A 14,555-nucleotide genomic window follows, 5' to 3' on the forward strand; every position below is an offset into this window, starting at 1 on the left:
GAAGGTAGTTGGGTATGTGGTGCACCCCGACGACGGAGAGGGAACTGATGAGCACCGACCACGAGGACCACGACCAGCCCGGTCAGCGCGACCAGCGCGGTCCTGGCGACCACGACGGTCAGCGCAACCTGCACGGCCAGCCGCAGCAGTCCGACTGGCGGGCCGACTGGCACGCCCGTCCGGCGGGCGGCACGCCCGAGGCCTCCTCCACCCGAGGTGACGACGCCACCCAGGCCCTCCCCCAACAGCCCGCGCCGACCGTCTGGCACGGCGCCCACGAACCCGCCGGGCCGGTGTTCCCCCCGTCACCGGCCCACGGGGCAGCCCCTCAGCACACGACCACGGAGCCTCGCCCCAGGCGCCGGGTCGGCGAGCTGTTCACGGTGGCTGCGCTCGCTGCCGCCCTCGCCACGGGCGGCACCTACGCCGCGACCCAGCTGGGGTCGCAGGAGGCGCAGTCCCCCGCCGCGTCCTCCTCCTCCAGCCTGGGTCGCGGTTCGGAGACCACACCGGTGTCGCAGAGCAACCCGCAGTCCCCCAACTGGACCGCGACCGCGGCCGCCGTCTCGCCCAGTGTCGTGGCCATCAAGACCGACAGCGGCGAGGGCTCGGGCGTGATCATCGACGACTCCGGGCACGTCGTGACCAACAACCACGTCGTCGCCGGTGCCCGGGAGCTGACCGTCACGATGAGCGACGGGCGCACGTTCACGGCCCGGATCCAGGGCACCGACCCCTCGACCGACCTCGCCGTCATCACCATCGAGGGCGCGCCGGACGACCTCGACCCCATCTCCATCGGCGACTCGGACGCCCTGAAGGTCGGCGACCCGGTCATGGCCGTCGGCAACCCGCTCGGGCTCGCCGGCACCGTGACCACGGGCATCGTCAGCGCCCTCAACCGCCCCGTGACGACCACCGCCGCGGAGCAGCAGCCGCAGAGCCCCTTCGGCGAGGGCCCCCAGCAGTCCAGCGAGCCGGTCGTCACCAACGCCATCCAGACCTCGGCCGCGATCAACCCCGGCAACAGCGGCGGCGCGCTCGTCAACGCCAACGGCGAGCTCGTGGGCATCAACTCCTCGATCGCCTCCCTCGGGTCCTCCGGCGGCACGAGCGGCAACATCGGCATCGGCTTCGCCATCCCCGTGAAGGAGGCGGCCTCCATCGCCGAGCAGCTCATCGAGGACGGCACGGCCGAGCACGCCTACCTCGGTGTGACCCCTGCCGACGGGAGCGCCTCGGACGGCAACGCCACCCGCGCCGGCGCCCTGATCCAGACCGTGGCGAGCGGCACGGCCGCCGACAAGGCCGGCCTCCAGAGGGGCGACGTCATCACCCAGGTCAACGGCGAGCCGGTCGACTCGGCGGAGTCCCTCGTGGCCCACATCCGCGAGCACACCGTCGGCGACACGGTCACGCTCACCGTCCTGCGCGACGACAAGGCCCAGGAGATCTCGGCCACCCTCACGGCGGCTCCGGACAACTGACCTGCGGCCGACCCGCACCTCTCAGCAGCACGCCAGCGCGCCTGAGGAACCCGGTGAGTACCCCGACTCATGGAGTCGGGGTACTTCTGGCTCCACGCTGTGTTCCATGAACCCACAGCTCCAGGACGTGCGGCGACTCGAGGCCGAGTTCGCCGAGGCGATGAACCGGATGTACCGCGTCGGCAACGGGCTCGCGCGCATGCGTGCCTCCCTCGAGACCGACCAGCCTCACCCCTCGGGTGCGCCCGCCGCGGGTGCGCCCGCCGCGAGCGGACCCACACCTGTCGCACCGCGGCCAGCCCGGAGCGCAGCACCCACGCCGATGCCCGCCCTGGGCGCGTCCACTCCTGCTCCGGCTCCGGTGCGCCCCACGCCGGCGCCGCTCCCGTCCTGGTGGCAGCGCGAGGGTGCCGTCACCCGGGTGCTCGCGCTCAGCGGGGCCGTCGTCACCCTCATCGGGGTCGCGATGCTCCTCGCCCTCGCGGTGCAGCAGGGCTGGTTCGTCCCCGAGCTGCGCGTCCTGCTCGGCATGTTCCTCGCCCTGGGCCTCGTGGCCGCCGGGCACGTCATCCGCGAACGTGAGAGCGGGACCGGTCGCTCCAGTGCCGCACCGGTCGCCCTGGCCGCAACGGGGTATGCCGCGGGCTACCTCGACGTCATCGCCATCACCACCGTCTACGGCTGGGTCCCCCGCGGCGTCGGGCTCGTGCTCGCGGCCCTCGTCGCCGGAAGCGGCCTGCTCCTCGCGCGCCTGTGGGACCGCCAGCTCCTCGCGGTCGTCACGGTCCTCGGCGCCACGCTGCTCGCACCGGTGGTCGCCGGTCGCCCCGGCGACGAGGTGTCGCTCTTCGTGGTCGTGCTCTCGGCCGCTGCCCTACTCGCCCGGGGGGACCGCGGCTGGCCGATGCTCGCCCTGGCCCGCACCGTGCCGGCCAGCGGCCTCGTCCTGCTCGGCATCGCCGTGTCGGCCGGTGACGGCGACCCCTCGCTCGTCGCGATCGTCGCCGCAGGCTCCCTGACCGTGCTCGCCCTCGGAGGTGCCGTCTCCGCCGGCCGGCACGAGAGGCGCGACCTCGTCGGCAGCGCGACGACGGCCGTGTCGGCGGTCGCCCTGCTGACGTCGTTCGGGGTGCACGGGGAGACGCTCCGCACGACCGGCTTCGCGCTCGTCGCGGTGGCGTTCGCCGTGGCCCTGGCCGTCACCTCCCGGTCGCCGCTCGGCCCCGTCCCCACCGCACTGGCGACGACGACAGGTGCCGTCTCGGGCCTCTCCGCCCTGCTGGCCGTCACCAGCGGCGCCCCGGAGCGGTGGGTCGTCACCGGCTTCCTCCTGACTGCCCTGGGCTATGCCGCCGCGGCCGTGACCACCCGGTCGCGGGTGACGCTGTGGGTCGCGGCCGGCACCACCGCCGTGGGGGCTGTCGCCTACCTCGTGCACCCCGTGGCCTACGTCGAGCTCAGTCTGGCCCGTGACCACGACGCCACCTCGGCGCTCGTGGACAGCGCGCTGGCGGGTGGCGTGGCTGCGCTCGGCGCCTGGGGCGTCGACGTCGTCCGGGGGGTCACCGACCAGGTCCGCCGCCTCACCCGGCTCGCCGCACTCGTGGCCGGGCTCGTCACCTCGGCCGTCGCGGTGGTCTCGCTGGGACTGCTCGTCGGCGACGCGCTCGACGCCCCGGCCACCGGCTTCCTCGCCGGTCACGCCCTGGCCACCGTGCTGTGGATGCTGGCCTCCGCCTGGCTGCTGCTGCACGGCCTGCGCGCCGAGTCGCGGCGGGTCCTGTCGGTCCGGCTCGGCCTCGGCCTGGCCGCGGTCAGCGTCGCGAAGCTCTTCCTCTTCGACCTCGCCACCCTCGACGGGCTGTGGCGGGTGCTGGCGTTTCTCGTCACCGGACTGCTGCTCCTCGCCAGCGGGACGGCATACGCCAAGGCCCTGGAGCGCACGCGGTCGGTGGAGGTGACCGCCTGACAGACTTCCCGCATGCAGCGGGAGAGGGTGTGGGACGAGGCCGTGCGAGTCGTCAGGGGTGACGTGCACGGCCTCGTCCCCGTCCGGGACGACCTGCTCAGGCGCTGGTCGGAACCGCACCGCGGCTACCACGACCTGCGCCACCTCGACGAGGTCGTGACCGCGGCGGCCGAGCTGCGGGAGGACGCGCTCGGGTCCGACGAGGAGTGGGCCGAGGCCGTCCTCGCGGCCTGGTTCCACGACGCGGTCTACGACGTCGCGAACGCCACCGACAACGAGCGGCTGAGCGCCGACCTCGCCCGGGAAGCACTGTCCCCCCACGGCGTCGTTGCCACGGCGCTCGACACGGTCACCGCGCTCGTCGAGTCGTCGGCCCACCACGACGTCACGCAGTCCACCGGTCCGCACGCCGTCTTCCACGACGCGGACCTCTGGATCCTCTCGGCGCCGGAGGACCGCTTCGACGAGTACTGCGCGGACGTCCGGCGCGAGTACGCCTCGGTCCCCGAGGACGCCTACGCGCAGGGCCGGTCGGCGATCCTCGCGCCGTTCCTCGAGCGGCCGTCGGTCTACCGGACCGCACGGGCCCGGCGCGACTGGGAGACAGCCGCGCGGACCAACCTCAGTCGTGAGCTGCGTCGACTGAGATGAGCCCGAGGTGGAGTGCGACCAGCGGCCACCAGTGCCGGTGGCCGAGCCGAGCGGCGCCGTCCTGCATCCGGACCCACTCGCCGGCCGGTGCTGCGCTGCCGTTCGCCGCGAGCGCGTGGACCGCGAAGCAGGCGAACGGCGTCGGCCACGGGTAGCCCTCGTCCGGCTGACGCACGACGTTGCGCACGTAGCCGATGAGGGTCGGATCCACCCGTCCCACCGAGCCCAGCGCGGACGCGACGAGGGCACGCAGGGCCTGCTCCGCGGTGCCGGGCGCGACCCGCCGGCTGGGAAGGTCGAGCTCACCATCGGGACGCCGCTCGACGAGCAGGCCGCGAGGGCCGGTCACGGCCAGGCGCACCACGACGGTGTTGGGCGGGACGTCGTCCTGCCGTGAGGTGATGACGTCCGCGCGACCACCGGGCGGGAGCCAGGGCGCGTCCGCCGTGCTCTGCAGCACCCGCTCGTGCCTGCGCTTGGAGATGCGCAGGCCACTGTCCCGCAGCCGGGCCAGCAGCTCACGTCCACCGATGGGTTGGGCCCCGGCGGCGACGACCGCGGCATACCTCTCCTCGGGCACGTCGTAGTGGTCGCCCTCGAAGCCGCGGCGCGGGATCCCGACGCGGGCAGCGAAGGTGTGCAGCTCCTCGACCGAGGTGTCGCTCACGAGGTGCGACCACAACCGCCCGTGGGCGGGCCAGGCGGGCGGGTCGATGAGGAGCACCCCGGAATCGTATGCCGCACCCGTGGACCGAGCCTGTGGACAACTCCACGGCCGATCGCTCCGTTGTCCCTACGGTCGAGGGGAAGTGGTCGCACCACCGGGTGCGGCCCCGGCAGAGGGGACCAGCCATGGCAGCGCACTTCCAGGTCGACACCGAGCGGATCCAGGCCGCCTCCGGCGACATCGCCCGCATCTCCGGCGAGATCGAGGGGCAGGTCGCCCAGATGATGTCGCGGCTCACCGCGCTCCAGGACGCGTGGAAGGGCGGGGCGGCCACCCAGTTCCAGGGCGTCGTCACCCAGTGGCAGGGCACCCAGCGCCAGGTGCAGGCGTCGCTGGACTCGATCGGTCAGGTGCTCGGCGCGGCGGGCGCGCAGTACGCCGAGACGGAGGCTCAGAACATGCGCATGTTCACCTGACCGGGTCACCGGTGGCGGGCCGACGCCCCTGTTCGTCGGACCCGCCACCGGGGGCTCATTCGGTCGTCACCGCCCGGAGGATGTCGAGCCGGGCCGCCCGCCAACCGGGCCACCACGCGGCGAGGATGCCGACGAGCCCGGCATGCCCGACGAACAGTCCGAGCTGCGGCCACGGCACCGCGAGGACGTCGATGCCGTCGTCGGCCAGCGACCGTTGCAGCGCCACCCCGAAGGCGACGCCCAGCACGACACCGAGGGCCGCTCCGAGCAGGGCGATGACGATCGACTCGAGCCGCAGCATCCGCTTGAGCTGGCGTCGGCTCAGTCCCACCGCGCGCAGCAGCCCGATCTCGCGGGTGCGTTCGATGACCGACAGCGCGAGGGTGTTGATGATGCCGAGGATCGCGATGACGACGGCGAGCCCGAGCAGCGCGTAGATGAGATAGAGCATCTGGTTGACCTGGCTGCGCTGCTCGTCGGCGAACTCGTCCTGGTCCTTGACCGTGACGACCGGGAGGTCGGCCAGGGCCCGGTCCAGGTCGCGGGCCACCTGGGCGGGCACCGTCTCCGGCCCACGGGTGACGAAGACGAACGAGTCGGCCTTCTCGGCCCCGAGCGACTCGAGCGCCGGCAGGCTGAGCAGGAAGTCGGCGTCGAGCAGCGCCGACTCGCCGTGGACGGCGCCGACCGTGAACGGCTTGGTCGTCCCGGACCGGGTCATCTCCACCGTGGACCCGACTGCGAGTCCCGACGCCGTCGCCCGCTCCTGCGACACCGACACGGACGTCGGGGTCAGGGCGTCGAGCCGCCCCGACACCATCGGGGTGGGGCCGAGGACGCGGACGTGCTGCGGGTCGATGCCGATGACGCTGTCGCGCTCCCCCTCGACGGTGACGTTGTCCCACCGGAAGGCGGCGACCTCCTCGACCCCCTCGACCGCGGTGAGCCGACGGGTCACCTCAGCCGAGAACGGCATGCCGACGGCGCTGGAGACGACGTAGTCGGCGACGAACTCCTGGTCCACGGCCTTGTCGATGCTGGCCTTCGCGCTCGCTCCGAAGACCGCCATCATCGACACGAGGGTGACGCCGATCATCAGCGCCGAGGCGGTGGCACCCGTGCGGCGCGGGTTGCGCTGCGCGTTCTGCTGGGCCATCAGGCCGACCGCGCCGAACATCCGGCGATAGAGCCAACCGATGCCCGCGATCACCGGGCGGCCCACGAGGGGGCTGATGAGGGCCACGCCGAGGACCACCCCGAGGATGCCGGCGCCCACCCAGTAGGTGGGGCTGGGGACGTCGACGAAGAGGCCGGTGCCCAGCAGCGCCGCGCCCACCACGGTGAGCACGGACCCGACGATGGTGCGGCCACGCATCCCGCTCTCGGCGAGCACGGCGTCGTCGCGCATGGCGGCCACCGGAGGCACCTTGCCGGCCTTGCGTGCGGGCAGGTACGCCGCGACGAGCGTCACGACGAGCCCGACGACGAGCGAGACGACGACGGTGCGCGGCTGGAGGATCAGCGAGGAGTCGCTGAGGTCCAGTCCGAAGCGCCCGAACAGCACCCGGATGCCCATGGCGATGACGATGCCCAGTCCGAGGCCGATCACGGAGCCCACGAGGCCGATGACGAACGCCTCGAAGAGGACCGACCTCGCGACCTGTCGACGCGTGCTGCCGAGGGCCCGGAAGAGCGCCAGCTCACGTGAGCGCTGGGCCACGAGGATGCTGAAGGTGTTGACGATGAGGAACGACCCGACGACCAGGGCGACCCCGGCGAAGATGAGCAGGAAGGTCGTGATGAAGCCGAGCGCCTCCTGCACGTCGCTGGCGGCCTGGGCTGCGGCCCGGTCACCGGTGACCGCCTCGACGTCCCGGGGCAGCTTGCCGGCGACCGCGGCGCGCAGCTGCTCCTGGCTGGTGCCGTCGGCCGCGGTCACCCAGATATCGCTGTAGAGGTCCTTGCCCTCGGTGAAGAGGGTCTGGGCCTGCGAGGTCTCGAAGAGCGTCACGCTGGCGCCGACGAGGCCTCCCTCCATCGAGGCGATGCCGACGAGCCTGGCCTGCACCTGCGGCTGCGAGCCCGAGGTGACGATGTCGACCTTCTCCCCGACGAGGTAGCCCGCCTTGTCAGCGGTCTTCTCGTTGAGGACGACCTCACCGGGAGCGTCCGGCCAGTCGCCCACGGTCAGCGTCCACGGCTGCAGACCCTTCGCGGCGGGGCCGTCGGTGACGTTGAGGCCCTGCCCGGGCGGCCCGAAGCCGCCGATGAGCTTGCCGTTCTTGCCGACGACGAACGTGCCGAAGTTGGTGATGTTGCCGTCGGCGCGTGCCGCTCCGGGGGTGTCCGCGAGTGTGCTCACCAGTGAGCCCGGCAGGGTCGCGGTCGACGGGGTGTCCTCGAAGTCGGAGCTCGTCGCGGCCGGCCGCACGACGACGTCACCGACGCTGCTCGACGTGATCGCCTCGAAGCTGCGACCCAGGGTGTCGGTGAAGACGAAGGAGCCGGCCACGAAGGCCACACCGAGGACGATCGCGAAGGCGCTCATGAACAACCGCAGCTTGCGGCCCATGAGGCTCTTCCAGCTGGCACGGAGCACGGGTCAGCCCTGCACCTTCGTGTCGAGGCTCTTCATCGTCTCGAGGATCCGCTCCGGCGTCGGCTCGCGGAGCTCGGTGACGATCTGGCCGTCGGCGAGGAAGACGACACGGTCGGTCCAGCTCGCCGCGCCCGGGTCGTGGGTGACCATGACGATCGTCTGGCCGAACTCGTCGACCGAGCGGCGCAGGAAGCCGAGGACCTCGGCGCCGGAGGTGGAGTCGAGGTTGCCGGTCGGCTCGTCCGCGAAGACGATGTCGGGCCGGCTGACGAGGGCCCGGGCACACGCGACGCGCTGCTGCTGGCCGCCGGACAGCTCACCCGGACGGTGACCCAGCCGGTCGCCGAGCCCCACCGTCGCGATGACGTGGTCGAACCACTGCAGGTCCGGCTTGCGTCCGGCGATCGAGAGCGGAAGGAGGATGTTCTCCTCGGCGTCGAGCGTCGGGATGAGGTTGAAGGACTGGAAGACGAAGCCGATGTGGTCGCGACGGACCCTCGTGAGGTCCTTCTCCTTGAGCGAGGTGAGCTCGATGTCGCCCAGCTGCACCGACCCCCGCGTCACCGAGTCGAGGCCGGCGGCGCAGTGCATGAGGGTCGACTTGCCCGAGCCGGAGGGCCCCATGATGGCCGTGAACTCACCCGCGGCGATGTCCAGGCTCACGCCCCGCAGGGCGGTCACCGCCGTGTCCCCCGAGCCGTAGGTCTTGACGAGGTCGGTGACGCGGGCGGCGACCCGTGACGTGCTGGAGGAGGTGGCGCGGCTCTCGGGGGCCAGGTCGGTGCTCATGCCGACAACGGTAGGCGCGTGGGCGGCATACGCGCTGTGGGTTTCGCCCCGGAGGCGACCCTGAGCCGACCCCGAGAGCCGGCCCCGCACACGCGGGACGGGCGGCCCTCCCGAAGGAGGACCGCCCGTCCGGTGCTGACGTCAGCGGGGTGGGTCAGAAGCCCATGCCGCCCATGTCGTCGCCGCCACCCGGCATGGCCGGGGCTGCCTTCTCGGGCTTGTCGGCGATGACGGCCTCGGTCGTGAGGAACAGCGCGGCGATCGACGCGGCGTTCTGCAGCGCCGAGCGCGTCACCTTGGCCGGGTCGATGATGCCGGCCTTGATGAGGTCGACGTACTCGCCGGAGGCGGCGTTGAGGCCCCAGCCGGACTCGAGGTTCGACACCTTCTCGGACACGACGCCGCCCTCGAGGCCGGCGTTGATGGCGATCTGCTTGAGCGGGGCCTCGATCGCGACACGCACGATGTTGGCTCCGGTCGCCTCGTCACCCTCGAGCTGCAGCTTCTGGAACGCCGCCTTGCCGGCCTGGAGCAGGGCCACGCCACCACCGGCGACGATCCCCTCCTCGACGGCAGCCTTGGCGTTGCGCACGGCGTCCTCGATGCGGTGCTTGCGCTCCTTGAGCTCGACCTCGGTGGCCGCGCCCGCCTTGATGACGGCGACGCCGCCGGCGAGCTTGGCGAGGCGCTCCTGGAGCTTCTCGCGGTCGTAGTCGGAGTCCGACTTCTCGATCTCGGCGCGGATCTGGTTGACGCGACCCTGAATCTGGTCGGCGTCGCCGGAGCCCTCGACGATGGTCGTCTCGTCCTTGGTGACGACGACCTTGCGAGCCTTGCCGAGCAGGTCGAGCTCGGCGGTGTCGAGCTTGAGCCCGACCTCCTCGGAGATGACCTGGCCACCGGTGAGGATGGCGATGTCGGCGAGCATGGCCTTGCGGCGGTCGCCGAAGCCCGGAGCCTTGACGGCGACCGACTTGAACGTGCCACGGATCTTGTTGACGACGAGCGTGGACAGCGCCTCGCCCTCGACGTCCTCGGCGATGATGAGCAGCGGCTTGCCGGACTGCATGACCTTCTCGAGGAGGGGCAGCAGGTCCTTGATCGAGCCGATCTTGGAGTTGACGACGAGCACGTACGGGTCGTCGAGGACGGTCTCCATGCGCTCGGCGTCGGTGACGAAGTAGTGGCTGATGTAGCCCTTGTCGAAGCGCATGCCCTCGGTGAGCTCGAGCTCGAGGCCGAAGGTGTTGCTCTCCTCGACGGTGATGACGCCTTCCTTGCCGACCTTGTCCATGGCCTCGGCGATCATCTCGCCGATCTGGTTGTCGGCAGCGGAGATCGAGGCCGTGGCAGCGATCTGCTCCTTGGTCTCGACGTCCTTGGCGTTGGCGAGCAGCTCGTCCGAGACGGCCACGACGGCCTTCTCGATGCCGCGCTTGAGCGCCATCGGGTTGGCGCCGGCGGCGACGTTGCGCAGGCCTTCCTTGACGAGGGCCTGGGCGAGGACGGTCGCCGTCGTCGTGCCGTCACCGGCGACGTCGTCGGTCTTCTTGGCGACCTCCTTGACCAGCTCGGCGCCGATCTTCTCGTAGGGGTCGTCCAGCTCGATCTCCTTGGCGATGGACACACCGTCGTTGGTGATCGTGGGGGCTCCCCACTTCTTCTCCAGCACGACGTTGCGGCCCTTGGGGCCCAGGGTGACCTTGACGGCGTCGGCGAGGATGTTCATTCCTCGCTCGAGACCGCGACGTGCCTCTTCATCAAAAGCGATGATCTTGGCCATTCGGGTGGTTCCTCCCACACGACGAAGGGGCTGGCCAGAGGGGCGCCCGCGACGGACGAGCCCGCTCACGTGCCTCATGTCTGCACGCGTGCCGACCCTCACCGGACTGGCCAGGTTCTGTCACTCTCATGCCGAGAGTGCTAACGCCATTATTGGCACTCTCACTCGGAGAGTGCAAACGCCGAGGTATGCCGGTCCGTCGCGTTGCGTGGCCCGCGCCTCACCTCGGGAGACCCCCCGGGCTCAGAGGACGGGGGCGTGTCCCTCGAAGGTCGCCCGCATCGCCCCGTCGGCTTCGGAGGACACCGGGTCGTCGAGGTCGCCGACGAAGACGGCGACGAGACTGCGCGCCGGGTTGGACTGCGCCTGCTCGAGCGCCCGCCGCCACGCCGCGAGGTTGGGGTGCTGCCGGTCGGTGCACGCCTCCGCCGGCTGGAGGGACTCGACGGCGGCGGCGAGCTGCGCGGTCGTGAGGTCGATGGTCGCCGTCGAGCCGTCGTGCCCCAGCACCGTGGCGAGGACGACGGCGGCCAGGCCGTGCGTCCTCCCGGGGACGTTGACGTGCCCGAACTCCCACTCGGCCGAGCTCGACGCGGAGCTGAGCCCCACCGCGTGGGCGACCGGCTGCCGCCATCCGGGGATGGCGGCAGCCAGCGCGTTCCTGATCTCGGTCAGGCCTTCGGGGGTGCTCCAGTCAGGGTTCATCCCTGCATCCTGCAGCACGGGAGCTGCGCGGGTGTCAGGGCATGGAGGAGCGCTCGCTCGTCCTGAAGGTGCCGAAGGAGCCGGTCGCGACGTCGTCGGTGTCGTCGTCGAAGCCCATCGCGCCGATGCGTCCCGAGATCGTCGCGCTGCGCGACGTCTCCGTGCGCCTGGTGCTGAACTTCACGCCGGTGGAGTCGGTGTAGCTGTCGGTGAACGTGCTGCTGCTCGTGGCACCCGTCCCGGTCCAGGTGATGTCGACGGTCGGCGTCCCGGTGGGCCCTTCGCCCCCGTGGTTCTCGACCTGCACGGTCCCGGTGAGGCGAGCCCTGGTGAGCTTGCGGTCCATCGTCAGCGTGAGGCCCTCACCGAACACGAAGCGCTCGGCCTCGAGCACGCAGCCGGAGTCCTCCGGCGGCTCCTCGCCGTGGCCACCGCCGGTGGGCATCTCGCCCTCCTCGCAGGTCCAGTCGGTGACGAACCCGAAGGCATTGATCAGCCTGTCTCCCTCGACGGACAGGTTCCCCAGGTGGACGTTGCCCGGGACGCCCCCGGGCAGCTCACCCATCTCGACCCAGTCGACGGTGGCGAGGGAGCCGGACGCTCGCAGCTGCCATCGGACGCCTGCCTCGGCAGGTGCCGCGACCGCGACGAGGGGCACGACGGCGCAGACGGCCGCGGCCAGTCCTGAGGTGATGCGCTTCATTGCTGCTTCCCTTCGAGAGCCCACCGGACGTGGTGGGGTTCTGGCTCCGACCGACCCGTTGGCGGTGGAGAGTGTGGGCGACCGGCTCGTCGCCGGCCGGGGCCGTCAGCGGCGGGTGCGGAGCCGGGCGAGGACGAGGTCGCCGATGGCGTCTCCCTGGACCTTGCCGTTCTCGATGGCCATGACGTAGTGGATGCCGCCGTACAGCCGTGACCGGGCCGCCTCGTCGGCGGCGTCGTGGAAGGACAGGAACGTCCGGGCGGGCAGGTCGCGGTCGCGGTGGCTGTCGTCGACGTAGGCGAAGCTGCCGAGGAGGTCGGTGAGCACGGTCGAGGCCGCCCGCGACGCGACGGAGTGGCCGGAGGTGTACTCGGGGAACTGGGGGCTGTTGACGAACGTGACCCAGCCCGGGTCGATGTGGCGGCGCACGTAGGTGCTCGGTCGCAGGAGGTTGAACCGGTACTTCCACGTCCAGCAGCAGAGGAAGGAGTCGTGCAGGGCGATGCCCAGCCGCGCGTACGCCTCGAGGGCATGGCCCAGCGACAGCCCCCGGTCGGTGGCGACCTGGGTGACGACGAGCATCCAGTGCCCAGAGGGCAGCCCCGAGAGCAGGGGGTTGTCGGTCCAGAACCGCGCGATGGCGCGCTGCTCGTCCGTGAGGAGAGCCCCGGCCTGCCCGCCGGTGGTGTAGACCGTCATGGCCTCCTGCCAGAAGGCCGACCCCGGCTCGGTGGAGAAGGGCACGTGGTCGGCCGGCCGGACCTCGTCGGCCGACCTCATGACCATGGGCCGGACCTCGGACCAGTGGGGCTCGACCGCCGGCCGGAAGTTGGGGTGCGTCGGCTCCCAGAGGTCCTCCCCCACCGGTGGCGTGTAGGCCCGGCCCTGGATGTCGGCCCACCCGTCGGTGGAGAACCAGGCGACGAGTGCCTCGCCCACCGCCCGGCCGTGCCTGGCCGAGGCGGCGAGGAGGCCGGCCGGCACGCCCGCCACGCGGCGGGCCGCGACCTGTCGGTCACGCAGGTCGCTGAGGGTCTGGCGGCGGTCGGGGGCGGCACCTGCGTAGAGCGCCTGGCTGACGGTGTGGGCCGAGTGCGCGAGCGCCACGACGAAGTCGACCTCACCGCGAACGCCCGGCAGCGCACCCAGGCCGGTGAGCTGGCCACCCGTGCTTCGGTGGTGCGGCATACCGGCCACGCACGCCTCGTACATCGCCAGGGCGAGGTAGTTGTAGCACCGAGCGGCCTGGGTCGGCGACGGTCCCTCACGCCAGGTCAGGTCGAAGCAGGTCTGGATCCACTCGGCCGCCCACTGCGGTGACAGCCGGTACATCCCCGACCGGGGCGTGGACGCGACGGCGGCACCGGTGCCGACGAGGCTTTGGACGAGACCGGCCGACAGCAGGCCCGCCCCCCCGATGACGGCGCGCCGCGAGAGCGCGCCGTGGTGCTCCTGGGCGGACGACTGTGACATGTGGCCCCCTGACCGTCGGGCACCGTTGCCCGAGCGCAATCAAAGCGCATCCACGACCTCCGTGGGGGGCGAATCGCCGAAAGTGCCGAGAAGTCGCTCCGTCGTGTCGGCCGGGAGCCGACGCCTGGGTCAGCCCTGCGGCTGGAGGCCGAGGCGGCGGGCCGAGCGGGCCCGCTGCCGCGTGGAACGCTGGCGTCGGAGGCGCTTGACGAGCATGGGGTCGTGCTCCATGGCCACCGGGCTGTCGAGAAGCGCGTTGAGCACCTGGTAGTAGCGGGTCGGGCTCATGTCGAAGAGCTCCTTGATGGCCGACTCCTTCGAGCCGGCGAACTTCCACCACTGCCGCTCGAAGTCGATGATCCGGCGGTCACGGTCGCTCAGTGCCTCGGGCGCGGCGGAGTGCTCTTCGTGGACGACGTTCACGTGTTTCGACCCTTCTCGGTGACGGCTGCGTCGGCCACTCTAACGGGGGAATGACACGCCTGTCATTCCCCGCGGCGTGTCCGCTGGACAGGCCTGCGGGGTCGCTACTCACCCGTCCCAGCGGCCACAGGAGTCCCGCCCAGCAGGTATGCCGTCAGCTCGTCGACCGTGTCCACGATGACGTCGGGGCGGGTCGCCGCCAGGGCGGCACGCTCCCCCGCGCCCCACGTGACGGCGACCGCGGCCATCCCCGCCGCGCGGGCCGCCAGGACGTCCACCGTCGCGTCGCCGACGTAGACGGTGGTGCCCGGGTCGATCCCCAGCCGGCGCGCGGCCTCGAGGAGCGGCTCGGGGTCGGGCTTGTGGCGCGCCGTGTCCTCAAGTGCACCGACGACGTCGACGAGGTGGTCGATGCCCACGGCCGCGAGCGCGAGTCGGGCGGTGTCACGACGCTTGCTCGTGACGACGTGGACGGCCACCCCCGCGTCGGTGAGGGCGGTCAGCATCTCGGGCACGCCGGCATACCGCTGGATGAGCCGGGAGGTGTTGGCGAGGTTCCACTCGAGGTAGGTGCGGTCGAGCTCGTGCCCCCGCTCCGGGTCCTCCTCGAGCAGGGCGCCCAGCAGGGGTCGGCCGATCCACGCGCGGGCGCGGACCTCGTCGATCTCCTCGCCGCGCACCTCGCGGAAGGCGTGCTGGTAGGACGCCACGATGAGGGGGATCGTGTCGGCCAGGGTGCCGTCGAGGTCGAAGAGGATCGTCTGCCATCGGGGTGTGGTCACCCGACCGATTCTCGCCCGGGACCGAACTTCGCGCTTTCGTGGGTGTCG

13 protein-coding genes are annotated in these 14,555 nt (G+C 71.8%); 4 read left to right on the forward strand and 9 right to left on the reverse strand.

The window, feature by feature from the left end; genetic code table 11:
- Positions 1 to 47 precede the first annotated feature (47 nt).
- From ACOJV9_RS15590 to ACOJV9_RS15600, 3 genes are all read left to right on the forward strand, one after another.
- Positions 48 to 1,487, forward strand: coding sequence for a S1C family serine protease (locus ACOJV9_RS15590; protein WP_420186145.1), 1,440 nt, complete (start codon positions 48 to 50; stop codon positions 1,485 to 1,487).
- 106 nt (positions 1,488 to 1,593) lie between these two features.
- Positions 1,594 to 3,456: a DUF2339 domain-containing protein gene (locus ACOJV9_RS15595; RefSeq protein ID WP_420186146.1), complete on the forward strand. Its 1,863-nt coding sequence runs from the start codon at positions 1,594 to 1,596 to the stop codon at positions 3,454 to 3,456.
- A 12-nt stretch (positions 3,457 to 3,468) separates the two neighbouring features.
- Entirely contained in the window at positions 3,469 to 4,107 is a 639-nt protein-coding gene (locus ACOJV9_RS15600) for an HD domain-containing protein (protein WP_420186147.1), read from the forward strand.
- Here ACOJV9_RS15600 and ACOJV9_RS15605 read toward each other — a convergent pair.
- Entirely contained in the window at positions 4,079 to 4,831 is a 753-nt protein-coding gene (locus tag ACOJV9_RS15605; protein ID WP_420186148.1) for a DUF4031 domain-containing protein, read from the reverse strand. The genes ACOJV9_RS15600 and ACOJV9_RS15605 overlap by 29 nt on opposite strands.
- Positions 4,832 to 4,959: 128 nt before the next feature.
- Between ACOJV9_RS15605 and ACOJV9_RS15610 the strand changes: the two genes are divergently transcribed.
- Positions 4,960 to 5,250, forward strand: coding sequence for a WXG100 family type VII secretion target (locus ACOJV9_RS15610; RefSeq protein WP_420186149.1), 291 nt, complete (start codon positions 4,960 to 4,962; stop codon positions 5,248 to 5,250).
- Positions 5,251 to 5,305: 55 nt separating this feature from the next.
- Here the strand turns inward: ACOJV9_RS15610 and ACOJV9_RS15615 are convergent, their stop codons facing one another.
- From ACOJV9_RS15615 to ACOJV9_RS15650, 8 genes are all read right to left on the reverse strand, one after another.
- Positions 5,306 to 7,849 carry an ABC transporter permease gene (locus ACOJV9_RS15615; protein ID WP_420186150.1) on the reverse strand — a complete coding sequence of 848 codons (2,544 nt, stop codon included), beginning with the start codon at positions 7,847 to 7,849 and terminating at the stop codon, positions 5,306 to 5,308.
- A gap of 3 nt (positions 7,850 to 7,852) precedes the next feature.
- Positions 7,853 to 8,638 carry an ABC transporter ATP-binding protein gene (locus ACOJV9_RS15620; RefSeq protein WP_420186151.1) on the reverse strand — a complete coding sequence of 262 codons (786 nt, stop codon included), beginning with the start codon at positions 8,636 to 8,638 and terminating at the stop codon, positions 7,853 to 7,855.
- 154 nt (positions 8,639 to 8,792) lie between these two features.
- The gene (gene groL, locus ACOJV9_RS15625) at positions 8,793 to 10,421 is read right to left on the reverse strand and encodes a chaperonin GroEL (RefSeq protein ID WP_420186152.1); all 1,629 of its coding nucleotides are present in this window, start codon (positions 10,419 to 10,421) and stop codon (positions 8,793 to 8,795) included.
- 243 nt (positions 10,422 to 10,664) lie between these two features.
- A complete protein-coding gene (locus ACOJV9_RS15630; protein ID WP_420186153.1) occupies positions 10,665 to 11,126 on the reverse strand; it encodes a hypothetical protein in 462 nt (153 codons plus the stop codon).
- Between the two features lie 34 nt (positions 11,127 to 11,160).
- Positions 11,161 to 11,829, reverse strand: a complete 669-nt coding sequence (locus tag ACOJV9_RS15635; RefSeq protein WP_420186154.1) for a hypothetical protein — start codon at positions 11,827 to 11,829, stop codon at positions 11,161 to 11,163.
- 105 nt (positions 11,830 to 11,934) lie between these two features.
- Positions 11,935 to 13,302: a vanadium-dependent haloperoxidase gene (locus tag ACOJV9_RS15640; RefSeq protein WP_420186155.1), complete on the reverse strand. Its 1,368-nt coding sequence runs from the start codon at positions 13,300 to 13,302 to the stop codon at positions 11,935 to 11,937.
- Positions 13,303 to 13,431: 129 nt separating this feature from the next.
- On the reverse strand, positions 13,432 to 13,725 hold the full coding sequence (locus ACOJV9_RS15645) for a DUF3263 domain-containing protein (protein WP_420186156.1): 294 nt from the start codon (positions 13,723 to 13,725) through the stop codon (positions 13,432 to 13,434).
- A 104-nt stretch (positions 13,726 to 13,829) separates the two neighbouring features.
- Complete coding sequence (locus ACOJV9_RS15650; RefSeq protein ID WP_420186157.1) at positions 13,830 to 14,507, reverse strand: HAD family hydrolase; 678 nt, start codon at positions 14,505 to 14,507, stop codon at positions 13,830 to 13,832.
- Positions 14,508 to 14,555 lie beyond the last annotated feature (48 nt).

Origin of the sequence: Knoellia terrae, from assembly GCF_048606435.1 — a bacterium.
GTDB lineage: Bacteria > Actinomycetota > Actinomycetes > Actinomycetales > Dermatophilaceae > Knoellia > Knoellia terrae.